At 46.1% G+C, this 24,252-nt stretch carries 23 protein-coding genes and 1 riboswitch; all 23 genes read left to right on the forward strand.

What is annotated here, in order from left to right; translation table 11 throughout:
* Position 1: 1 nt before the first annotated feature.
* The 23 genes from B3F51_RS10760 to B3F51_RS10870 all read left to right on the forward strand — a co-directional run bounded on the left by B3F51_RS10760 (position 2) and on the right by B3F51_RS10870 (position 24,089).
* Positions 2-952: a sce7725 family protein gene (locus B3F51_RS10760; RefSeq protein WP_286947034.1), complete on the forward strand. Its 951-nt coding sequence runs from the start codon at positions 2-4 to the stop codon at positions 950-952.
* Between the two features lies 1 nt (position 953).
* Complete coding sequence (locus B3F51_RS10765; protein ID WP_286947036.1) at positions 954-2,042, forward strand: RES family NAD+ phosphorylase; 1,089 nt, start codon at positions 954-956, stop codon at positions 2,040-2,042.
* Positions 2,043-2,146: 104 nt separating this feature from the next.
* Positions 2,147-2,316: riboswitch (cobalamin riboswitch) on the forward strand.
* Between the two features lie 306 nt (positions 2,317-2,622).
* The gene (locus B3F51_RS10770; RefSeq protein ID WP_286947038.1) at positions 2,623-4,110 is read left to right on the forward strand and encodes an ABC transporter ATP-binding protein; all 1,488 of its coding nucleotides are present in this window, start codon (positions 2,623-2,625) and stop codon (positions 4,108-4,110) included.
* Positions 4,111-4,842, forward strand: a complete 732-nt coding sequence (locus B3F51_RS10775) for an energy-coupling factor transporter transmembrane component T family protein (RefSeq protein WP_070369649.1) — start codon at positions 4,111-4,113, stop codon at positions 4,840-4,842.
* Between the two features lie 54 nt (positions 4,843-4,896).
* Entirely contained in the window at positions 4,897-5,454 is a 558-nt protein-coding gene (locus tag B3F51_RS10780; protein ID WP_070369648.1) for a hypothetical protein, read from the forward strand.
* Between the two features lie 129 nt (positions 5,455-5,583).
* Positions 5,584-6,945, forward strand: a complete 1,362-nt coding sequence (locus B3F51_RS10785; protein ID WP_286947041.1) for a UbiD family decarboxylase — start codon at positions 5,584-5,586, stop codon at positions 6,943-6,945.
* Between the two features lie 13 nt (positions 6,946-6,958).
* The gene (locus B3F51_RS10790) at positions 6,959-9,034 is read left to right on the forward strand and encodes a hydantoinase/oxoprolinase family protein (protein WP_286947043.1); all 2,076 of its coding nucleotides are present in this window, start codon (positions 6,959-6,961) and stop codon (positions 9,032-9,034) included.
* On the forward strand, positions 9,018-10,748 hold the full coding sequence (locus B3F51_RS10795; protein WP_286947045.1) for a hydantoinase B/oxoprolinase family protein: 1,731 nt from the start codon (positions 9,018-9,020) through the stop codon (positions 10,746-10,748). The genes B3F51_RS10790 and B3F51_RS10795 overlap by 17 nt, the downstream gene beginning before the upstream one ends.
* Positions 10,745-11,314 (forward strand): UbiX family flavin prenyltransferase, encoded by a 570-nt coding sequence (locus B3F51_RS10800; protein ID WP_070369644.1) that lies wholly within the window; start codon positions 10,745-10,747, stop codon positions 11,312-11,314. The genes B3F51_RS10795 and B3F51_RS10800 overlap by 4 nt, the downstream gene beginning before the upstream one ends.
* Positions 11,307-11,654 (forward strand): hypothetical protein, encoded by a 348-nt coding sequence (locus B3F51_RS10805; protein ID WP_070369643.1) that lies wholly within the window; start codon positions 11,307-11,309, stop codon positions 11,652-11,654. The genes B3F51_RS10800 and B3F51_RS10805 overlap by 8 nt, the downstream gene beginning before the upstream one ends.
* Positions 11,655-11,808: 154 nt before the next feature.
* Positions 11,809-12,123 (forward strand): IS66 family insertion sequence element accessory protein TnpA, encoded by a 315-nt coding sequence (gene tnpA, locus B3F51_RS10810; protein WP_286947049.1) that lies wholly within the window; start codon positions 11,809-11,811, stop codon positions 12,121-12,123.
* Entirely contained in the window at positions 12,120-12,476 is a 357-nt protein-coding gene (gene tnpB / locus B3F51_RS10815; RefSeq protein WP_286947052.1) for an IS66 family insertion sequence element accessory protein TnpB, read from the forward strand. Before tnpA ends, tnpB begins: the two co-directional genes overlap by 4 nt.
* Positions 12,477-12,573: 97 nt before the next feature.
* A complete protein-coding gene (tnpC, locus tag B3F51_RS10820; protein ID WP_286947054.1) occupies positions 12,574-14,211 on the forward strand; it encodes an IS66 family transposase in 1,638 nt (545 codons plus the stop codon).
* 258 nt (positions 14,212-14,469) lie between these two features.
* Entirely contained in the window at positions 14,470-15,390 is a 921-nt protein-coding gene (locus B3F51_RS10825) for an AAA family ATPase (protein WP_070369642.1), read from the forward strand.
* A 33-nt stretch (positions 15,391-15,423) separates the two neighbouring features.
* On the forward strand, positions 15,424-17,190 hold the full coding sequence (locus B3F51_RS10830) for a cobaltochelatase CobT-related protein (protein WP_228879010.1): 1,767 nt from the start codon (positions 15,424-15,426) through the stop codon (positions 17,188-17,190).
* A gap of 422 nt (positions 17,191-17,612) precedes the next feature.
* Complete coding sequence (locus tag B3F51_RS10835) at positions 17,613-18,515, forward strand: helix-turn-helix transcriptional regulator (RefSeq protein WP_228879009.1); 903 nt, start codon at positions 17,613-17,615, stop codon at positions 18,513-18,515.
* A gap of 68 nt (positions 18,516-18,583) precedes the next feature.
* Positions 18,584-19,042, forward strand: coding sequence for a GyrI-like domain-containing protein (locus tag B3F51_RS10840; protein WP_070369640.1), 459 nt, complete (start codon positions 18,584-18,586; stop codon positions 19,040-19,042).
* A gap of 14 nt (positions 19,043-19,056) precedes the next feature.
* The gene (locus tag B3F51_RS10845) at positions 19,057-19,683 is read left to right on the forward strand and encodes a GyrI-like domain-containing protein (RefSeq protein WP_286947058.1); all 627 of its coding nucleotides are present in this window, start codon (positions 19,057-19,059) and stop codon (positions 19,681-19,683) included.
* A gap of 134 nt (positions 19,684-19,817) precedes the next feature.
* Positions 19,818-20,531: a lantibiotic protection ABC transporter ATP-binding protein gene (locus B3F51_RS10850; protein ID WP_286947060.1), complete on the forward strand. Its 714-nt coding sequence runs from the start codon at positions 19,818-19,820 to the stop codon at positions 20,529-20,531.
* 1 nt (position 20,532) lies between these two features.
* On the forward strand, positions 20,533-21,258 hold the full coding sequence (locus B3F51_RS10855) for a lantibiotic immunity ABC transporter MutE/EpiE family permease subunit (protein ID WP_286947062.1): 726 nt from the start codon (positions 20,533-20,535) through the stop codon (positions 21,256-21,258).
* Position 21,259: 1 nt separating this feature from the next.
* Positions 21,260-22,012, forward strand: coding sequence for a lantibiotic immunity ABC transporter MutG family permease subunit (locus B3F51_RS10860; protein WP_286947064.1), 753 nt, complete (start codon positions 21,260-21,262; stop codon positions 22,010-22,012).
* Positions 22,013-22,071: 59 nt separating this feature from the next.
* A complete protein-coding gene (locus B3F51_RS10865; protein ID WP_070369635.1) occupies positions 22,072-22,749 on the forward strand; it encodes a response regulator transcription factor in 678 nt (225 codons plus the stop codon).
* On the forward strand, positions 22,722-24,089 hold the full coding sequence (locus B3F51_RS10870; protein ID WP_286947066.1) for a sensor histidine kinase: 1,368 nt from the start codon (positions 22,722-22,724) through the stop codon (positions 24,087-24,089). The genes B3F51_RS10865 and B3F51_RS10870 overlap by 28 nt, the downstream gene beginning before the upstream one ends.
* Positions 24,090-24,252 lie beyond the last annotated feature (163 nt).

A 24,252-nucleotide genomic window follows, 5' to 3' on the forward strand; every position in this document is an offset into this window, starting at 1 on the left:
TGTGTATCTTCCATATATTCGGGGAAGGCAATATGAGTTGTTGGCGCTGCGTGAATTAGTAACGAATGATCTCTTGGGGGATTATGTAATTCCTATTATTGAGCCTGTCAAATTATCACCTACATTAATTAAAACCATCGCAGAATATATTCGTGTCGGACATCAGTTAGCTGTAATTAGAAATCCAGGCGTAGGTTCTTTTAAGGAGGACATTCAAGAAGCAAAGCATGATTCAAAAGAAGGGGTATATAAAAGTGAATTTCAAAAACTCTATGATGATGACATTATTATAAAATCTATTATTCTACAAAAAAATGCACAATCATTGTTGAATTATTGGAACAAGGCTGGTGTGTTGAAAAAGAATTTATTAGTAATTAATACAGATCGTGATTTTTTGGATTTGTTTGAACAAGAGTTTTCAGATGAAAATCCTTGCTATGCTCTTATACCAGATGAAAGTGCGTTTCGACGTAGAATAAAGCGAAATCGTGTTATTTTGGATGATAAATTTGAGAAGCAAAGCCGGAATGCAGATTATCAAGATATAGAGGATGAGTTTTTTTCTGATGATCATTTGTACTTTAAAGACGATGGGCTTAAAGGCTTTGCTGACTATTCCGTTGTCGGAAATGACTATCAAGAAGGGGGGTTTGCCCCATATGCAGTAGCAATTCATATTGTGTATTTTGCAAAGGATAATAGCCTTAGAGTCAAGCATTTTGTTTCTGACTCAAACGAAGACATTTCTAACCCGGCAAAAAAATTTTATGAAGCAGTTTCAAAATTAAATACTTGGTACCAAGCCGATCCTTTTCCTCCAACACTTGGTATGAAAACCTTATTATCACATTATGATAATGAAACTTACCCTGGGCTTGGGAGTGTAAAAAAGCTTTCAGTTATGCATCATTTAGAACTTATGGGAAAGTACCTTAGCGAGGGGAAATAGAATGAATTGCTGCGTAAGATGTTTTAACGATGCTGAAGTTATTGACATCATTAAGAATCATAGAAAAAAAGGTAATTGTGACTTTTGCGGTAGTAAAAATGTTAATGTGTACTCATTAGAGAGTGATACAACATTGGCTGATAGGTTTAATGAGTTATTAGATGTATATACATCTGCAGCTAGTTTACCGGCAACCTTTCCAAAAGAAAAAACAGACGTACTTAAGAACATTTTTTACAGAAAATGGTCAATTTTTAACTTAGAGCCTGATAACATTTATCAGTTACTTACTGCTATCTGCTATGAAAAATATGCTGATCAACCAGAGCTGTTTGATTATCCGGTAGGAATTTTGGAAAGTCAAGATAAAGATTATTTGAATGAGTATTCAGTTCTACGAGATTACCAATGGACAGATTTTGTTGGAGATATAAAGCGTGTAAATCGATTTCACACAGATCATATTAATAAAGATATTTTGGATTCATTTATCCGGTGTGTTCGAAAAACTCATAAAGCAGGAAAAGTTTTGTATCGCACTCGTATTTGTACGGACGAATTTGGTTTTAAGAAATCAGAAATGGGAGCGCCACCTACACATTTAGCAACAGCGGGGCGCGTAAATCCGGCAGGTATTAGCATATTATATTTAGCGGATTCGGTCAAAACTACTTTGCATGAAACACGCGCTGGAGTTTTTGATTATGTTACTGTTGGTAACTTCAAGCTAAAAAAAGATATAGTAGTCATTGATTTTGCTAATTTGGATAAAATAAGTCCTTTTATCGCAAACAGCACAATGGGAATAGAGTATACTCAACATGCAATTAATATTGAACATTTGAAATTAATTAGCCAAGAAATAGCGAAACCGCTACGGAGGCATGACAGCGAGCTGGATTATTTACCAACACAATATATAAGTGACTACATTAAGAGTCAAGGATTTGATGGTGTGGAATATGTAAGTACCATGCATGAAGGCGGTTTTAATTTAGCCATTTTTGATTGCAATAACTTCTTCAGTTGCACTAAGACAACAGTATTTCGAATAAAATCTATTTCATATTCAGAGGAAACAATAGAATAACTATCCAAATTAACAGCAGGAACCTTGACTTTGATTTGTTTAAAAGAAAAATTTTGTCAAACAGTTGACAATTGTCAATAAATTCGCTATGATTAATGCAACTTAACAGATATACGATTTATGGTGCCTTACAAAGGAGAATAGGGAATCAGGTGAAAATCCTGAACGGACCCATCACTGTAATGGTTTTGTTTTTGCAGATGCCACTGGAAACGGGAAGGCGCAAAAACAGATAAACCAGAGTCAGGAGACCTGCCATAAATTGCTTATAGTATGAAACGACGGTAAAGTTTCGGCTATCCTTAGGATTACCCTGGGATAGTCGAAACTTTTTATTTTGCGCAAAAGCATAAAGCCGTGCGAAGAATTTGGGAAATGAAATTTTATTAAGCTCGCTTATAAAAAATTTCATTTTTCAAATTCTTCATAGGGCGTAGCCCGCGGCGAAGGCTGGAACGAAGTGGAAGCCGAAGTGCACGGTTTTATGCCAAACGGCAGTAATTTTGTGCGGCACAATGACCGGAGTGCACGGCTTTATACTAAAAGCAGTCATTTGAAAATTCAATCACGAGGCCACTCCATGAAACCAATCATCCAACTGGATATTAATATGCTGACCTTTCCAGAAGAATCGGAACCAGCGCTTAAAAACATCAAACTAAATATCAATGAGGGCGAATTCATTGCCGTTACCGGTGGTGCGGCATCGGGTAAATCGCTACTGCTTCATGCGATTACATCGGCGGCACCGAAGTTTTATCCCTGTGAACTGGATGGAACGGTGATGGTAGCGGATCAGGATGTCTCAAAGATACCGCTCTGCCAAATGACCGACTATCTGGGCTATATGATGCAGGAGCCGCAAAACCAGATGGTCAATCGGCGGGTTACTGATGAACTGGCGTTTGGGGTTGCGAATCTCAATTTGAGTCAGGATGAAATTGAGCATCGGGTTAATGCGGTCATGGATTTTCTCGGAATCCGGGTGTTTTCAGATCGGACCACCGATGCCCTTTCCGGCGGACAAGCCCAGAAGGTGGTGCTGGGGAGTATTCTGGCAATGAAAACCCCGATCCTACTACTGGATCAACCCACGGCCGAACTGGATCCCAAAACCAGCTCGGAACTCTATCGGCACCTGGGGTGGTTGAACCGGGAGAAAAAGGTGACCACCCTGGTGGTTATGGATAAATCCGGTGCGGTTTTAAAAGATGCCCATCGGGTGCTCGTAATGGAAGCTGGGATGGTCAAAGATTTTCTGCCGGTTGGTGAATATCAGAAAAAATATGGCTGTCGGAAAACCAATCGACGGGCGAAACCGATTCAAGTGGATGAGCGGCTCGACGTGATTAAGTTAAGCGGTGCATCGCATACTTATAAAGGTGGGATAACCGGCTGTCAGCCGCTAAATTTTAGTCTGAAAAAAGGCGATTTCACGGCGGTCATCGGCCAGAACGGTTCAGGTAAATCCACCATGCTCAAGCTCATTGAAGGATTGGTTAAACCAACCTCGGGATCGGTGGAGCTATTTGGAACTCCGGTGACCAAGAAAAATGTGGGCGAACTGCGGCGCCGGATTGGGTTTTTGTTTCAGAACCCCGATGATCAGATCTTTTGCAGCTCGGTACGCGATGAAATCAGCTATGTTCTAAAAAATAAAAACCTCAGTGCGCAGCAAATCGAAGAAAAGATTCAAGAAACCTTGGTTCTAGTCGGCCTTAAAGGATTGGACGAAATCCATCCTCAGCGGCTAAGCCGGGGACAACGGCAACTATTGGCCTTGGGGTCGGTGGTCATTAATGATCCCGAGCTGATTATTGCCGATGAACCGACCTCCGGCCTAAACAGTGCCCAGAGTCAAGTGGTCATGGAAAAACTGGCCCATCTCAGCAGTCAGGGGGTCACCATTTTGCTGGTAACCCATGATTTGACTGAAGCCAGAGATTTTGCCAATCGGATTGTGGTGATGCACAATCATCAATTGGCTTTGGAATTTAAAGCCGAAAAAATAGACAATTATCTGAACGAATTGGTTCGATTGGAACTCATCGAAGGAGGCGATTTTTAAATGTTTAAACTAAAAGAACTGGATCCGCGGCTCAAACTGACCTGGTGCCTGTTTCTGGTTTTAACCGCCCTGGTGTCGCGAAGTATACTTCTCAATGGCATTTTACTGGGGGTGATTCTGATTTCTGAACTGTTCTCGGAGAAATCCTTGAAAGCTTTTAAAATGCTGTCAATTGTGCTGCTGATTATTGGCACCCAAGTATTGATCATCAATCTGATCTTTGGTCGTGAAGGCGAGCTGCTTTATGCCTGGGGTATTTTACAGATTTACAGTGGTTTTATTGCCACCTCCATCCTGGCTTTTTTAAGAATTGGCATCATCTCATTTTCGGCCTATCAGTTCGGGGTTCATACCGATCCTATGGATATGGCTCAGATGCTGATACACTGGCGGATACCTTACCGCTATGCGATGCTGGTGCCGATGGTCGCCCGGTTTTTCCCGGTGATGATCGGGGAATACCAGTCCATTTGCAATAGTCAATCGGCCCGGGGGGTACCCAATGATACCGTGGTTGAGAAAATCCGCAACCTGCCGGCTTCAATTTTACCGCTGATGTATCGGGCCATGCGAATCTCCAGTGATGCGGCGCTATCGGTGGAACTCAGAGGCTATGGCCGCCACGCAACCCGAAATTTTCAGAAAAAAATCAATCTCCATCCTTTGGAAGGCATGACCATTGTCTGCCTGATGATCGGGTTTGGCGGAGTCTTGATTAAAACGATTTTGTAACAGTTGAAAAACTGTGTAAATAAAAAATAATTGATGCAAAAAAAGGAGCATAACATGCAAAACGAACAAGCAATTGGAAAAAGAAGTATTTTTAAAACAGACACCAAATCTTTAATTGGTGCCGTCGTCATGGGGATCGTCTTTGTGATCGCCTGCCAGATTACCGGCCAGATCGATAACATGCTGCCCTGGGGAAAAATGGGAATGTTACTGATTAATGGAACCGTATGGGCATTTTTTACCGGCATTTTAACCCTGCTTTACAGACAGCCAGGTGGATTGATTGCCGCTGAAGTGGAAGCCCTGATTTCAATCATGTATACCCCCCTTTGGCCAACCTTTATCTTTGCCAACGGCATTGCGTCCATCTGGGTATCTTTCGTGGCGGTAAAATGTGACATGACCAAATGGTCGCATCACATTCTGGCTCAGGGTGGTGTTTGTGTTTTAGGAAATGCCATTGTGGGAGTGGGTCTGGTTTTGATTCTAGGTCTGCCGGTAAGTGTTGCGGCGGTATCCAGCCTGATAACCATCGCTGTAACCTGGCCATTGGCAACGCTGGCAGAAAAGAAAGTTTATGATGCCTTGCTGAAATCAGGTATGGTAAAATAATTCTGGTTAAGCTAAAAATAAAATAACGAAATTTTAACTGCTTTGGTATCTGTTTTTGTAAAACAGGTGCCAAAGCAATTTGTAGTTTTACAAGTAGTTTATTCAATCGCAATTAAGGAGAAATCGAAGATGCGTCAGGATTTACGTGTGTTTTTAGAACAGTTGGATAAAGATGGTGAAATCTGCCATGTAACAGAGCCCGTCAAGCGGGAATATGAAATCAGTACCTTGATGATGGAGCTGGAAAAACAGCGGAAATATCCGGTGATGTGGTTTGATCAGGTGGAAGGCGGCGATATTCCAGTGGTAACCAATATTCTCGGTACCAAGGGCCGGTTTGCCAAAGCGATGGGCGTTAAAACCGAAGACCTGTCGTTTGAGTTTGCCGAACGGATCAAGAATCGTTTTGATGATGTTAAGGTGGTCGAGAACCCACCCTGTAATGCTCATTTGATTACTGGCGATGACGTTGATTTAACTAAGCTGCCAATTATCACTCATTTTCCCATTGATGCTGGCCCCTATATTACCTCTGGTCTGACCGTGGCCAAAGATCCGGAGACTGGCTGTGAAACGCTGGGTTTTCATCGGCTGCAGTTAAAAGGAAAAAACAAGCTGGGAATTTCCTTCCATTCCCGTCAGCGGATGTGGGAATTTTTCAGAAAGAGTGAAGAACGGGGCGAAAACATGAAAGCCGCCATCTGTATTGGGGTTCATCCTAATATTGCCTTGGGTTCGCAAGCTTCGATTCCTTATCATCTGGGAAAATACGGTGCCATCGGTGGATTATTTGGCGAGCCTCTGGAAGTTTCCCCCTGTGCCACCATGGATCTGAATGTGCCCACTTATGCCGAAATTGTACTGGAAGGGGAAGTGCTCTGCAGTGTTCGGGAACCGGAAGGTCCTTTTGCCGAATACACCAATTATGCCTGTTTCCGCAGCACCGAAAATGTTTTCCAGGTCAATGCCATCCGTTACCGGGAAAAACCTATTTTCCACGATCTGACACCAGCCATGAGCAGTGAGCACATTACCATTGTCTCGATCCAGCGGGAAGGGGATATTACCAAGTTTTTAAAACAGAATCTGCCCAACATCAAGGCCGTTCATTCGCCCCTATCTTCCTGTGGGATTTTCCACTGCTATGTATCGATGAAGAAAACGGCTGAAGGTCAGGCGCAACAGGTTATGTTAACCGCTTTAGGCATGGACCATCATATTAAAATGGTCATTGTCGTGGATGAGGACGTCGATGTCTTCAATGAACAGGAAGTGCTGTGGGCCATGGCCACCCGACTGCAGGCCGACAAGGGCGTCATGATCTTCCCCAATATGATGGGCGAAACCCTGGACCCTTCCACCGGCGACGATGGTCTGACGGCCAAAATGGGCATCGATGCCACCAAACCGCTTAGCGGTTACTCACCCAAAATCGATATCGATGAAAATGTCATTGAAGACATCAAACGATTATTTAAATACGTAAAATAGAAGAAGGCCAAAGATGATAAAAATTGCGATTGACACTGGTGGCACCTTTACCGATTACACCTCGGTGGGCTGTTTCGGGGACCAGGCTGAACAGCGGATTGCCTTGAAAAACCCCACTAATCATGATCACCCGGCTCAGGGGATTCTGGCCGGGCTTAAAGAATTGGCGGTGGCTTGGGGAACCGATCTGGAAAAACTACTGGCCCAGACCGAAAAAATTTCGTTGGGGACGACGCTGGCTCTCAATGCCCTGCTGGAGAAAAAAGGGGTTAAAACTGCCCTGTTCACCACCGAGGGATTTCGGGATGCCCTGGAAATTCGCCGGTCCCAGTTGGCTAATCAGTGGGATCTGGCCATTGAAAACCCGATGGTGCTGGTGCCGAGGCGGCTGCGCTTGGGGATTGAACAGCGGATGGACTATCAGGGTGAGATCATTAAACCGCTTAACGAAGCTGCCGTTCGGGCAGCCTGTCAGAAATGTCGGGAAGCTGACGTAAAAGCCATTGCGGTGTGTTATCTGTTTTCATTTCTTAATCCAGCGCACGAAAAACGGACGGTTGAAATTATCCGGGAGGAACTGCCCGATGTTTTTGTGTCGTTATCATCAGAAGTCTCACCCCGAATCCGGGAGTACGAGCGCACCACCACCACGGTGATCAATGCCTATTGCACCCCGGTGCTGGCCGATTATCTGAAGAATGTCAAAAAAGAACTGGCTGCTTTTGGCTGGGATAAGCCGGTTCATATTATGAAAAACAGCGGCGGCCTCAGCGATTCGGGGGATCTGGAAAGCTTTGGGGTACAAACCCTGTTATCCGGGCCGGCTGGCGGTGCTGTGGGCAATGAATCCCTGGGAAAAACTCTGGGCCGAACCCATACGGTGTTGGCGGACATGGGTGGAACCAGCTTTGACCTTCATGTCGTCAGCGGCGGGGTCAATCAACTAGTGCCCCAAACCGAGCTGGATGGCTATCCCTTAAGCATACCAATGATCGATATCCGCTCGATCGGCGCTGGCGGTGGCAGTATTGCCCATGTCGAAGCCGGTGGCCGGGTGCAAATTGGTCCGGATTCCGCCGGTTCGATTCCTGGCCCGGCCTGTTATAACCAGGGCGGTGAGAACCCCACCGTTACTGATGCCCTACTGGTGCTGGGACTCATCAACGGCGATAATTTCCTCGGCGGCAAGCTGCCACTATCCATGGAACAGGCGGTTAAAGCGATTAAGGAAAAGGTCGCCGATCCTTTAAATCTTTCGGTGCAGGATGCCGCCCGGATTATTTACAGCATCACCGCCGAAATGATGGCCGATGCCATGCGGCTGGTGACCACCCAGAAAGGAAACGACCCCCGAATTTACAGCCTGATCAGTGCCGGTGGCGCCTTTGGTCTGTTTGCCGCCCGGATTATGGAATCCCTGCAAATGCCGGAAGCCCTGATACCGGTACAGGGACCGGTCTTCTGTTCCTGGGGAATGCTGGGCGCGGCCTGCCGTTATGACATCAACCAGAGTATTCTGATGGAAAAAAGAAATTGGGATGCCAAGCGCCTGAACACCATGGTTGCGGCGATGAAAGCGGAAGGAACGGCGCAGCTTAAACGACTGGGGGTAGCGAAAAACCGCCAGCGCTTTGATCTGATGCTGGAAATGCGCTATGTCAGTCAGCACCACGAGATCTCGGTGCCCTGGACCTTGGGTGAATTCAGTCCCGAAAGCATCAAAGATGTCGAGCAGGCGTTCTATCAAACCCATGAAGCCATTTATGAATATGCTGAAGTCAAGGATTGGGAAATCATCGATCTGCATCTGGCCTGTTCCGAATGCGATCAAGCGAATATCCTATTCCCCACTACAATAGCCATAACTGGAGTGACTACCAAAACCGTTGCCGGGGAAGTCTTTAACAGTCACGGTGAGATCAGTGTCCCGGTTTACCGCGAGGGCGATTTAACAAAACGCATTAACGGTCCGGCGTTGATTGATTTTGTCTATACGACCTTGATTGTGCCCCTAGGCTTTTTCTGTATTCAGGAAGATGAAGGCATCTTCGCGCTCAGAAAGGAGGCCACCCATGAATCAGCGAACTGACGATATCATTAACCGCACCGTAATTATGAACCGGCTCGACAGCATCACCAGCGAAATGGGCATCGCCCTGGAGCGCTCGGCTCATTCCCCGATTTTTGCTGAAGCCTGTGATTTTGCCTGCTGCATCTGCGATGCGGCTGGCGACCTGGTCTCCCAACTCAGCGGCATTCCAATTCTGGCTACCGCCGGGTCTTTCAGTGTCAAAGCGGTACTGCGGAAATTCGGTGGAGCCATCGCCGACGGTGACGTGTTTATCATCAACGATCCTTACGACGGCGGCAACCATCTACCGGACATCGGCATTATTACGCCTGTATTTTACGAGGATGAGCTGTTGTTTTTCTGCGTCAGCCGGGCTCACCACGGCGACATCGGTGGTTCCACCGCTGGCAGCTACAACCCCAAGGCGACGGAGATTTTTCAGGAAGGGTTGCGGATTCCGCCGACCCGGCTGATGAAAAACAAGGCAATGCTTACCGATGTACTGGAATTGATCTGCCTGAATACCCGAAATCCCGAGATGCTAACCAGCGATTTTCTGGCCCAGATCGGTTCCAACCGGCTGGCGGCTAAACGGATCAAAGAGATGTTAAGTACCTATTCAATCGCTACCGTTAAAAAAGCGGTTCAGGAATCATTGCTTCAGACCGAAACCCTGACCCGTCAGCGGATTGCCGCGATTCCTGACGGCACCTACAGCGCGGTAGACTATATTGATGATGACGGTTTTCAAACTGAACCGGTCAAAATCGCCGTGGCGGTGACCATCAAGGGGGATCGGATGGTGGTGGATTTTACCGGCACTGACGCCCAGGTCAAAGGCTTTATCAATACTTCGGTGGTAACGGCCACTTGCGCTTCTGGGATCGCGGCCTTATGGTTTTTGGGCAAAGACATTCCCAGAAACAGCGGTGCTTTTCGCTGCATCGAAGTCAATCTGCCCGCGGGTTCGCTGGTCAATCCCCGGCTTCCGGCGCCGATGACCCTGTGCACCCTGACCCCGGCCAGCGAAATCATTGGAACGATTTTTAAAGCCCTGGATCAGGCCCAGTCGGGCCGGGTATCGGCGGGTTACCATCGTTATCTGGGACCCTCCTTTTATGGCGTTGATCCCCGGAATGATCGTTATTATGTCGGCTTTTCCTTCTGTTCGCTGGGTAGTGGCGGGGCCATGGCCGGCCACGACGGCAAACCCTATATGGCCACCTTATCGAACTTCGGTGGGGTCAAGGCCCCTAATATCGAATCCAACGAGGTCCAGTACCCCCATCTGACCCTGCATCATGAGATGGACCATGATACCGCCGGGGCTGGTGAATACCGGGGTGGCAGCGGCATGAAATACGCCTTTGAGATCACCGCTGAAACAGGTGATGTAGTTAATTTTGGCGACGGCATTAAATTTGCCCCCTACGGCCTCCGGGGTGGTCATCCGGGCAGCCTAAACCGCAGCGTCTTTGTTCATGACGGCGAACAGATTATCATGGAAAGCAAAGAAGCGCCCCGCCATGCAGTGAAGGGTGATCGGATTTATTTAAACACCAGCAGTGGCGGCGGCTGGGGCGATCCGCTCAAGCGATCGCCGCAAAAAGTCTATGATGATGTCCAAGACGAGATCATTTCCAGAGAAACCGCTGAAGCAGTTTACGGGGTCATCATTGGTGACACCGGCATCGATTTTGAAAAAACAGAAAAACGGAGAAACAATTCATGAAAATTGCAGTGGGAATTACCGGCGCATCCGGTGTTGTTTATGGCATCCGGCTGCTGGAAGCCTTAAGGGATACTGAACACCATGTTTCGCTGATCTTAAGCGAATGGGGAGCCAAAACCATTGGTCTGGAAACCCGTTATACTGAAGACTATGTGCTGTCACTGGCTGACTGCGTCTACGACAGCCGGGATATGGCGGCCGCTGTGTCCAGCGGTTCCTATGGTATCGACGCTACTGTGATTGCGCCCTGCAGCATGAAGACCCTGGCCGGGATTGCCAACGGCTTCAGCGACAACCTGATCGTCCGGATCGGCGATGTCGCCTTAAAGGAACGTAAACCGCTGATTCTGATGGTCCGGGAAACGCCTTTAACGCTGATTCATCTGCGTAATATGACAGCAGTTACCGAAGCTGGCGGGATTATTCTGCCACCAATGCCGGGCTTTTATCACAAGCCCCAATCAATTGATGATATCATCAATCAAAGCGTCGGCAAGGTCTTTGATATGCTGAAGATCTCCCACAATCTGTTTACTCGCTGGGGCCATGAGGCCAGCCATGGATGAGCGGATCAAGCTGACTCAGGGCACCGGGAAAACGGCGTTGAATTATGAGATTACGCCCGTGGGTAAGGATATTCTGATTCTCTTAACCGGCGGGGATGCCCATATCGGTTGCACCGCCATTGGCGATGATGGCCGGTTGAGCAGCTATACTCCCCAGTCGCATAAAGACGATGCCCTGGCGATACCGCTGGCTAAAAAAGTTTCCCAAAACTTGCATTGCGTCTGCACCGTGGTGGCCGGATTCCATCTGGATGATATTACCCGGGAAGAAATTGCCGAGGTTGTTGCGAATGCCGAACAGGGAATGACGCAAGTGCTGGAAGCGATCGAAAAAAATTGAAAGCAAGCTAACAAAGAGCAATCCTCAATTTGGGGATCGCTCTTTTTATGGGAGGCGCAATAATTGGGTTAATGTCAAATAGTACACACATATTTCCCACTACAAATTCATGCGATAATACCTTCATCAGATTAATAAACGGAGGTATTTATTAATGTCCAAAGATGAACTGTTTCTATTTCGTCGCCAGCAGATTGAGGATTATCGGAATTCCGGCCAATCAGCAGAAACCTGGTGCGAAGTGAATACAATGAAGGTATCCACCCTGCGTTACTGGTTGCGACGAATCAAAGACGCCGATCAGCCAGAGCCGGAACAGGCCTGGGCAACCATGAAACTGATTGATAAAGCTACAAGCGTTGATTCAACCCCAATAATTATCCGGGTCAATAACTTTGAAATCAGTCTACAGCGGGGTTTTGAGCCCACCGTCTTATCCGCTGTGATCCAAACGCTTCAGGGGATATGATTGACACAGCACTGATTGATCAGGTTTATGTTGCCTGCTTTCCCTGTGATATGCGAAAATCGATCAATGGACTCTCGGCGCTGGTACAGCTGACTTTCGACATGGATCCCTTTGCCAATCATCTCTATGTTTTTTTTAACCGAAAGGGAGATAAAGCAAAAATCCTCCGCTGGTCAAACAATGGCTGGTGGCTTTACTATCGCAAGCTCAGCCAGGGTACATTTAAATGGGTGTTTAATGAATCTCAAACCGTCAAAGGCATTTCCGATCGGCAGTTGCGCTGGCTTCTGGATGGCCTTTCGCTGGAACAGCCGCAAGCCCACCGGGCCGTTAACAAGCGCTTGATTATCTAATCCATCAGGCTTTAAAAACCATCATAAATCCCACTATTATGCGATTTTCCTGACGAATTGTCTGTTCTTTTGAGTGGTTTTGTGGTATAATAAGTCCATGAAAAATCAATCAGAAGCACCTCAAAAGCAATCTTTAAATACACAATCATTGACCTATGATGAGTTGCTGAAAACCTGCAATGACCTGCAGGTTCAGCTGATCCAGAATCAAACCCAGCTGGCCTGGGCAATGGAACAGATCCGTCTCCTGACTCACAAGAAATTTGGATCAGGCTCTGATAAAGTCGTTTATCCCGACGGCTGTGATCAGCTCTCTTTCTTCAACGAACCGGAAGCGGCCGCAGATTTTTCTGTTGCTGAGCCGGATCTTTCTGATGTCCTGGCTGATGCGAAGAAACCCCGCAATAAAAAAGCTAAGGGAAAACGGAAACAGGATTTCTCCAGTCTGCCGACCATTGTCATTGAACATGAACTGCCGGAGTCGGAGCGCATCTGTCCCAATTGCAGTCATCCCCTTCACGATATGAAAGTGGAAATCACCCGCCTGCTTAAATTTATTCCCGCCCGGTTTGAAGTGGAGGAACATCGTCGGCATGTCTATACCTGCCGCGAATGCGCCAGACATGACGATGGGATTGATTTAAAAATCCCCTTTGTTCGCGCCGCGATGCCAAACACCCTGATTCCCGGCAGCTTTACGACACCGGAGCTGGTTGCTGCCATTATCAATGCCAAGTACGTCTGTGCCATGCCGCTGGCCAGGCAGCAGCAGGAGTTTGAACGGTACAGTGTCGCACTCTCCCGGCAGACCATGTCAAACTGGTTGCTGCGCTGTGCCGAAGACTACTTTTTACTGCTCTATCAGCGGATGCGGGAAATCATGCTTACCCGGGATATTTTGCATGGGGATGAGACCACCGTTTCAGTTGCCAATGAAACCGATCGCCCGGCAACCAGCCAAAGTTATATGTGGGTCTACTGTACCGGAGTTCATGATGAAACTCCGATGGTCTACTATGACTATCATCCCACCCGAAGCAAGGAAGCGGCGCTCAGCTTTCTGGGAACCTATAAAGGTTTTCTTCATGCTGATGGTTATGAGGTTTATCATCGGCTGACTCCGGATATCACGGTGGTCGGCTGTCTGGCACATGTCAGGCGGGGCTTTTCCGAGGCCATTAAATCCTTATCAAAAGAAGAACAGAAACGGACGGCTTCGTATGAAGGGGTTCAATTTTGTGATACCATTTTTCATATCGATAAGAAGCTTGCCGACTGTACCCCAGCCGAACGACAACAAAAGCGGCTGACCTTGCTGAAACCGGTGATGGCGGCGTTCCATGACTGGCTCGTCAGAATGAAGGCCAATGCCCTGCCAAAATCCTATCTGTCCGATGCCGTGAATTATACCCTGAATCAATGGACTTACCTGGAGAACATCCTTAAAGACGGTCGCCTGGAATTAACAAACAACCGTGCGGAACGCAGTATCCGCCCCTTTACAATCGGACGTAAAAACTGGGTCATGCATAATACTCCTGAAGGTGCAACAGCCAGCGCCATGATTTACAGTCTTACCGAGTCGGCCAAAAGCAATCAACTTAAACCCTACAACTACCTGGTTTATATTCTTAAAGCGATGGCCAACACCGATCTGGTGAACCATCCCGAATTAATTGATCAATTCCTCCCCTGGTCAAAAACACTTTCGCCGGATTGTTATAAAACCAGTTGATAAACCAAAATTTCGAGTCCTGCTCCTCCTGGAGTCGGGCTTTTTTTATGCATAGGTGCCTACAGTTTGACATTTACATAATTGGTTATAAATGAATGACCATGATGGAGTGGTTTAAGCTTAAAGGCTAAAAAAGATATAAATTTTTGTTGTTTTGCATTTTTTCTAACCATTCCGCTGGGTTTTGTGTTATATTCAAATCATTCTAAATAAATCGTTGCAGAATGAGTGCAGAGCATTAGCGAAAGGAAAAAAGAAATGAGATTAACACAGGAACTATTAAAACAGGGAATCAGCGAGAAACTGCTCGATGATATAAAGTACTTCAAACATTTTTATAAACTGGAAGATCGCCTTCAGGACCGGGTTCCCAGTACTGAAACCGTTTTTTATGGCAAGGACATCTGGTCGATGTGCATTACCGCCATTTTAGAGGGGGAGAACATCCTGCTCTCCGGCCCCAAGGCCACCGGGAAAAATGTTCTGGCTGACAATATTTGCGAGCTCTTTAACCGGCCCCAGTGGAACACCTCATTCCATGTCAACACCGATAGCTCCAGCCTGATTGGTACCGATACCTTTATTGATAACGAGGTTCGATTGCGTCGGGGATCGGTCTATGAGTGCGCCATTAATGGCGGCTTTGGGGTGTTTGACGAAATCAATATGGCCAAAAATGATGCTCTGGTGGTGCTTCACTCGGCGCTTGATTACCGCAAGGTCATTGATGTGCCGGGTTACGAAAAAATCAAGCTCCACGATGCCACCCGCTTTATCGGCACGATGAACTATGAATATGCTGGCACCAAAGAGCTTAACGAAGCCCTGGTCTCCCGATTTATGACCATTGATATTCCGCAGATTGAAGAAGACACTCTGATGATTATTCTAAAAGAATATTTCCCCGATGCCAATCCGGAAATCCTGCCGCAGTTTGCTGGGATCTTTCTGGATCTTCAGGCAAAATCGAAAAACTCCGAAATTTCAACCAAATCGGTGGATCTCCGGGGGATTATCGGTAGCTTAAAAACCATCCGTCGGGGGCTCAAACCAATGCTGGCCGTGGATATGGGTGTTATCGGCAAAACCTTTGACCAGTTTGAAAAGGAAATTGTCCTGGATGTCATCAAAACCCGGATCCGGGAGAGTTGGGAAGCATCTGATGTCTTTACCCACTAAAACGCCACAATCCAGGGAAGGGAGGAAAGCGCTGTGAAGGATGCCAAATGGATTTACGAAGACTATGAGTTTGACAATCGGGTGGCCAACCTGATGTGGACTATTTCCGGCGATTATGACGAAAACATGGACAGTGGTGAGAAAAGTTTTATTTCCAAAAATGTCGCCCTTTACCATGCTGTCACCGCCGGGGGACGACGCAAATACATTAACTGGCCAGCCGTTAAAAAATACGTCATCAGTCGCCATCGGGCCGGTTTTAATAAGGATATTCTCTTAAGCCTGATTGCCATGGGCAGTGATGTGGTGGTGGAAGAAAAGATTATTGCCGAACGCCCCGGGGTTTATGATATCCGTAAAAACGCCTATGACGATATTCTTTCCAATTATTACAAGCTCCACACCGATGATCTGCTCGAAAAGGTTCGCCACGCCATGATTCTTGAAAAAATCGGCAAAACCCCGATGGTCGATACCGAGACGCGGAGTATTGCCAATGACCTAATGGCATTACAGAAGCGGGAAGATACCATCGAATTGCTTAAAGGCATTGAAGATCTTTATATGAAATATTTCCCGCTGTTTGTCGAGGGTGAGGGCGGTGAAGCTTACGAATCCGGTCACAATAAAAATCATATCCGTGGTGATTTTTCGGACTTTATGCTGGAAGAAATGTTTGAAGATCCCGAAGACCTGGATATTGAAGCCTCGATTGAAGAAATTGCCGAAGCCCTGCTGGGCGAATCCCAGGGCGATATGGCCAGCCTATCCAATGACGCCGACAACCGGATTTTGCGGGTTCAGGAAGAGGACATTGAAAAAATCTATGAAAAGGTGGCCTATTATTACGGCAACTCTTTTTTAGAAATCAGCGAGGTTAAAAAGCTGCAGAACCGGGTTTGTAAAGGGGCTCACGGCAGTTGTCGGATTCACATGACTGATGGCGTAATTCGTAGCGATAGTGATAATGAATTTCAGCAAAAATATGTACAGCGGCATCAGGTTAAAAATACTGATGTGTTTCGGGCCAACTACAAGGTGTTCAAGCGCAATATCAATAAGCTGCGGGAGAGCATGTCCCGGACCCTGGTGCAGGAGGAAATTGTCGACGCCATCCCGTCGGATTCTGGCCAGCTGATCCCCAGCAAACTGTGGCGGATTGGCCGCAGCAGCAACAATAAGGTCTTTGTCAAGAATATCGATAATAACAAGGGCAGCTTTGTGGTGGATATTCTCATCGATTCCAGCGGTTCCCAGCGGCGTAATCAGTCCAAGGTAGCCATTCAGGCCTATATTTTGGCGATGGCCTTAACCCAGTTGGGGCTACCCAACCGGGTGCTGGGTTTTTCAAGTTTCTTGGATTATACGGTGATCAAACGCTTCCGGGATTACGAATCACCGCTTTCAGCCAATGATAATATTTTTGAATATTATTGCTCCGGAAACAATCGCGATGGTTTGGCCATTAAGGCGACCTGTGAAGATTTGATTAAACGCCGGGAGGATAACAAGATCCTGATTGTGCTCAGTGATGGACGGCCCAACGATATCAAGGTTGGTAAGGGCCAGGTCAATGATTTAGCCGAGGCCTACCGGGGCCGGGTGGCCATTGCCGACACCGCCCGGGAAGTTCGTTTTGCCCGGCAGCAGGGGATTATGGTGCTGGGCGTTTTCACCGGCAAGGAGCAGGATCTGATGGCCGAAAAGCTGATCTATGGCAAGGACTTTGCCTACATCAAGGACATCAATCGTTTTGCCGATCTGGTTATAAAATATTTAAAACAGATTATTGTGAATTAAAACGTAACGCAGTTCTTGTGACAGCGTTGAGTTGGAAGACAAGCTCAGTACCGGCCAATTGAATTTCTATTGTGACCCAGGGGTCTGATCCTTTGTGCGAATGAATCCGACAGGCAAGCCAGTCCGCTCATGGCCACACAATCAGAAGTGCTAATTTTCAGCACTTCATTTCGACTTTGGATATAGCTTAAACGCTGTCCCGTGTGGGTAGCGTTTTTTTTGTAGGGTAAAAAAATGACAACATCAGTATTTTTAGTATACTATAAGTATAATTGAAGTATTGATGGTGTTTTAATATGCGAAATAGAGGGTTCAATGAATGGATAAACTAACCCGAAGAGAATCGGAACCAATATAATAAGATAAAATTGAAAGAAAAACGCCGAACAAAAATATTAACAGTCAATTTGGAGGAAGTGCTCGTGCAGGTCAATCGCTTGTTTGAAATGGTCTATATGCTCATCGAAAAGAAAAAGGTCACAGCCCGGGAATTCGCCGATTACTTTGAAGTATCCATGCGCACTATTTATCGGGACGTGGAGGTTCTGAGTGCGGCCGGGATTCCCATTTATACTGAAAAAGGCAAAAGCGGAGGAATTTGCCTGTTAAGTAATTATGTCATACAAAAATCCGTATTATCGGAAAATGACCAAATCAATGTACTTTCATCGCTTCAGGGCATGAAGGCGCTCAATGTGCCGGAGGTGGAGCCGGTGCTCAGAAAACTGGCAGTCTTGTTTGAAAAAAACAATGCTGATTGGATTGATGTGGATTTTTCGAATTGGGGCAGTGGTTTGGAAGAGCAGGAGAAATTTAATCACCTGAAAAATGCCATATTAAAATACCAGCGTATTCGGTTTGACTATTACAGTTCCTATGGCGAAGCGACCACACGGACGATTGAGCCCCTCAAGCTGCTCTTTAAAGGACAGGCTTGGTACCTGTACGGATTTTGTCTGAGCAAAGCAGAAAACCGCTTTTTTAAGGTCAGCCGTATCAGAAATCTGGAAGTTCTGGCAGAATACTTTGTTCGGGAGACTCCTCCCCAGGTGGACTTTGAGCTGTTTAAGAGAACACCCCAGGAGTTTTTACTGGTTCTTAAAATTGAGGCATCGATGGCTTTTCGGGTCTATGATGAATTTGATCAGCAGGCCATAGAAAAGCAGGCAGATGATAGCTTTATCGTTTCAGTCAGACTGCCGGAGGATGGCTGGATTGAAGGGTATTTATTGTCCTATGGGGATGCGGTTGAGGTGATGGAGCCCTTGTGGTTGCGGGAGCAGATCAGAAAAAAACTGGTCAATAGTTTAAAAAAATATGTTTAATATGACATCAGATGTCATATTAAAGGGTGTATACTGAAGCTATCTTATGAAGGAAAGAGGTATACATTATGGAATATGAATTAGTGCAATTGGACGAAAAAAAAGTGGCGGGACTAAGAATTAGAACCAGTAATACCGATCCCCAGATGGGTGAAAAGATTGGCGCAACCTGGCAACAGTTTTATGGTGGTGGAATTGATGCATTGTTAAAAGGTAAAACGAATGAAAAGTGTATCGGGCTTTATACCAATTACGAAAAGGCTGAGTTGGGTGCTTACGATGTTATGGTCGGCTGCGAGGTAGAAAACGGGGTTTTGCAGCCCGAACAGGTTACGATTGAAACCATTATGCCTGGAAACTATGCAAAATTCATTGTCCATGGGGATGTTCAAAAGGCAGTGGGAGAGTTTTGGATGAAGCTTTGGGAGATGTCCCTTGACCGGAAATTTGGCTGTGATTTTGAGGAATATCAGCCAGGCGAAGACATGGAAAACGCCGAGATACACATCTATATCTCGCTTAATTAAAAGGAGGTTTATTCGTGGAAAAGGTGGAATATAAAAAGCAGTTTAAGGACTTGTACCTTCCCAAGAGGCAGCCGTTAATCATTGACGTGCCAGCAATTCCCTTTGCCCTAATTAAGGGCGAGGGGGATCCCAACGGAGAAGAATTTACCGAGGCGGTGGCCGCACTTTACAGTTTTAGTTATGCCGTTAAAATGTCACATAAGGGCAAGACGGTTCCCGAGGGGTATTATGATTATGCGGTTTTCCCCCTTGAAGGAGTCTGGGATCTGGTGGATAAGACTAAAGACAGTACCGACAAGAGCAATTATGCTTATACCATTATGATTCGTCAGCCGGATTTCTTAACGGCTGATTTGGCCAAGCGATTTCTTGATGAGGTGAAAAAGAAAAAGCCCAATCCCTGGCTTGAGGGTCTTCAGGTTGAAGAGCTAAATGAAGGACTTTGTTGTCAGATGCTGCATCTGGGCAGCTATGATGCTGAGCCGGCCAGCTTTGAACGGATGGAAACTTTTTGCAAAGACCATGGCTATTTGCGGATTGATAAAACCCACCGGGAAATCTATTTGTCAGATCACCGCCGGACAAGCGTGGATAAACGTAAGACCGTACTGCGGTTTAAGGTTAAAAGGAACGGGGAATGACTGACCAGTTTTGACAGGATTCTTCTTTCTGCGCCCTCTACATTCAGGTAGTGATTATTTTGAGTGAGTTTCTAATCCTTATAAATTCCTTATAGTCTCCTGATATAGTTGCTTTATCGAAAGGAGATACAACTATGTCAAATATGATTCTAACAACTGAAGCGCTCACAAAAACATATCAGGGGCAAAATGCTGTGGATAGACTTTCGCTATCTATCCCGGAAAATACTGTATACGGATTGCTGGGGCCTAACGGGGCGGGAAAATCCACTGCCCTGAAAATGATAACCGGTATTGCAAAGCCGTCAAAAGGAGAAATACGATACAAAGGGAGGCCGTGGCAACGAAAAGATTTGTCTGAAATCGGCGCATTGATAGAAAGTGCCCCGCTGTATGGAAACCTCACAGCCTACGAAAATATGCTGGTGAGAACCACAGCATTAGGCTTACCGAAAGCCCGAATTGACGAGGTGCTACATATCGTAGATTTAACAGGCACAGGAAAAAAGAAAGCCCGGCAATTTTCGATGGGTATGAAACAGCGCTTGGGCATTGCCGGAGCTTTGCTGAACCACCCCAAGCTGCTTATTTTGGACGAACCAACCAATGGACTTGACCCGATGGGTATTCAATCACTACGTGAATTGATACGCTCATTCCCTGCACAAGGCATCACCGTTATTCTGTCAAGTCATATTCTCTCTGAGGTTGAGAACACAGTCGATAAAATCGGCATCATTGCCAATGGGCGGTTAGGCTATCAGGGAGAACTTCCCAATGATACCGCTTCACTAGAAGCCCTGTTTATGGATGTTGTTCGCATGAGCAGTAACAGGGAGGCTGACTAGAATGGTAAATATTATAAAATCCGAGCTTATAAAGGGACGCCGCAGTTTTGGCAGAAAAAGCTTGGTGCTTTTCCCATCGCTGGTTGTGCTCATGGCTATTGTATTGATGGGCGGGGCATTGACTCAGGTAGGTGCGTATAACTGGTGGTATATGATGTTCCTTCCGGTCACGGTGGCTTTGGTTTGCATTAATCTGATCGAGCCAGACAAAAGAATGCAGTTTTTCAATGTGGCTACCTTGCCTGTTCCGAAGGGGCGTATGTGGCTTGCAAAGGTTTGGACGGGTTGTTTTTATATTTTCATTGGTAATCTCATCGTTTTTGGTCTGACCACCATTTCCGGTCTTTTCTTTGGTTCTCAGTATCCTATTTGGCGGGGACTGGCTGCCGCATTTGTCTTAACAATTGCATGGGTATGGCAAATACCTTTGGGAATGTTCTTATCCGCCAAGCTAAATTCGGTGGTGACTTTTTTGGGGATTCTTGGCGTAAATATAATTTGTTCGATTCAAGATATTGCTGGCGGCCGTTTTTGGTTTATTCCATTTGCAATACCTGCCCGCTTAATGGCGTCCATACTGGGGATTAATCCCAATGGTGTGCTGATGGCTCCGGACAGCCCGCTCCATGATAGCAGTGTGGTGCTGCCCGGCATACTCATTACTTCCGTTCTGCTTGCAGTATCACTTCTGTTAACAAAGATCTGGTTTAATGGAAGGAGTGAATAGAATGAAAAAGTTTAGCATGCAACTATCTTCTGATGCCATCAGGCTATCCAAAACCCCTTTTTTTAGTGTTCACCTTGCTATACCTGTATTGGGGATTCTGATCTTTACGGTATACCAGAGTATGACCATTTATCCCCCGGAAAAATTTACAGTAAACTATTACCAGGTGTTAACACTCATCTATCCGCTTTTAGCGGCATGGATTTGCTCAATCCTCACCGAACAAGATGTGGAAGCCGGAGGAGGGTTCCTCCTTTTGAGCGCCCCATCACGGATGAAGAACCTGCTGTCAGAACTGATCTTTTTGATTCTTGGCGGTCTTGTAGCATGTCTGATAGTTACCCTGGGCTACAGTGTTGTGGCGGTAATCAGGATACCGGGTTTTTCAGTTCCTCTTTCTCTCACGCTTTGCATGGCTTTGCTTATTTGGGGCTGTGCTGTTTTCGAATACCTGTTTCACACCTGGCTGGGATTTCAGTTTGGTCGGAATGTGAGCTTTGCATTGGCTGCTGCGGAAATTCTTTTTTCTGCGCTTATGCTTACAGGGCTTGGTGAAACCATTTGGTTTTATGTTCCCAGCGCTTGGGGCGTCCGCCTTGTCAGTCTGTTGTCCAGGTATTGGATGCAGGGCGATATGAGCACAGTGCCCGCCATACAGTTAGGCATAGTCGTAGCTGCAATAGTGACCGTGTTGATGCTGGCAGTTCTGTTTGTATGGTTTCACCGTTGGGAAGGGAGAAAAAACGATGAATAAATGGTCGGTTGTCTTCTTATCCCGGATCATTGTATAATTAAGAATACAGGGGGGATACGATGGCACATATTTTAGCTGTTGATGATGAACCAGAAATTCTGGCTTTTATAAAAACGGCACTGGAGCGGGAAGGTCATTTGGTGCAAACAGTGACGGCAACCTGTAAAGTATCGCCGGAAATGGCTCGTCTTGCCGACTTGATTTTACTGGATGTCATGATGCCTGGTGAAGATGGATTTTCCTATTGTAAGCGTATCCGAGACACAATCGATATACCGATTCTTTTTGTTACAGCGCGAACGGCTGAAGATGATTTGGTGCACGGTCTTGGGCTTGGCGCTGATGACTATATTCAAAAGCCGTTTTCGGTTGCGGAGCTACGGGCACGGGTGGCCGCACATTTACGCAGGGAATCCCGCAGTCATCTACACACGTTGCGCCTGGGGGATTTGGTATTGGATGTGTCCGGAAAGCGGGTGCTATATAAAAATATCGCCATTGCGTTTACCAAAAGTGAGTATGCCATCTGCGCCACCTTAATGGAACATGCTGGACAGGTGTTTTCCAAAGGCCAAATATATGAAGTGGTTTTTGGATATGATGGAGAATCAGACGAAAGTGTCATTGTGGAGCATATTAAAAATATCCGTGCAAAGCTAAAACCCTATGGAGCTGAGCCGATAGAAACCGTATGGGGGATTGGATACCGTTGGAAAAGAGAAAAGCAATCGGTTTAAAAGGCTATTTCACTCGCACGCTACTGCTGTTTTTTGTCGGAATCGTTGTTATCTTTGCATTGGCATTCATCATCCTTTTTCTTTGCATGGAAGCTGGCGTTATTGCGCCAGCCAATGCAGGAGAGAGGGAAGCCAGGGTGGAAATAGACCGGCAAAGCGAGAGTGGGATGTTCACAAATGATTTAGAACCCACTTTGTACGATTATATCTATTTTGACAAAGAGGGAAATGTAAGGGCATCTTCCCTGGAGGGAAGTACCCTTTCACAGGAGGTTTCAAGATATACAGCTGAGAACGTAACCTATGGCACAGGCGTGTATGTATTCTATGAGGATGGAAGCCGTTGCCTTTTCACTTGGCGCTATGTGGCTAGCTTTACCAATCCAACATTGCAAAACGTTTTGCCCAATGCGGAACTGATCATGTTGTTTTTGGCAGTTATGGCATCGGTCTTATTTTTCCTGCTATTTGTTCGTAGCATGGGTCGAAAGCTGGGTAATAAGTTAGCCTTGGTAGAAAATGCCAGCAAACAAATCGCACAGCAAGACCTGGATACACCAATCACCACATCTGTGGGCATAAATGAATTTAACCACGCGCTGCAATCAATGGACGATATGCGGAGCATTCTGAAAGATACGCTTATCAGACAATGGGAATCGGAACAACAACGCAAACAAGAAATTGCCGCCCTTGCCCATGACATAAAGACACCGTTGACAGTAATCAATGGTAACGCCGAATTACTTTTGGAAGATCTTTTGGAAGAGAAACAGGCTGCGCTGGTCAACTCTATATTTAGCGCAGGAATGCGGGTACAGCAGTATGTGGGTGCTTTGCAGCAGGTCTCGATTATTGATATGGATAATGAAGTAATGGAGACGACTGCTATTGTCCCAATGTTGGGCGAACTTAACGCGATTCTATCTCCACTGGCTAAAGATAAGTCAATATCGCTCGAGTATGTGTATAGCGAGAATTTATGCCCAATAATGGTTTACCCTTCCATGCTGGCCCGCGCGCTGATCAACATTGTCGAAAATGCGATACGCTTTACTAAAACCGGAGGATATATTACTATTTCTGCATGCCAAAATGAACAGGAAACATTATTTAGCGTTCAGGATCAAGGGCCTGGCTTTTCAAAAACAGCGATACACCATGCAAAGGAAATGTTCTGGCAACAGGATACAAGCCGGACAGGTAGTCGAAATTATGGAATTGGTCTTTCTATTGCCGAAAAAGTGGCACAAAAACATTCAGGACAGTTGTTCTTAGAAAACACCCCACAAGGTGCCTGTGTAAAAATTGTTGTCTCTTCTAAACAGTGTCGGCAATAGTTAATCCAAAACATTGGCCCAGATGGCAAGACACCTTCCTAAAGGGCGCTTTTCTTTTTCGGACGCTGTCTCCAGTACTGGAAGTTATGATAATTAACCTGATTTACTTCACACAATTTTTTTCTGCTCTAATCCGCTGCGCTCCTAGGCTTCTATACTCCCA

Origin of the sequence: Acetobacterium sp. UBA5834 (genome assembly GCF_002435675.1) — a bacterium.
In the GTDB taxonomy this organism is placed as follows: domain Bacteria; phylum Bacillota; class Clostridia; order Eubacteriales; family Eubacteriaceae; genus Acetobacterium; species Acetobacterium wieringae.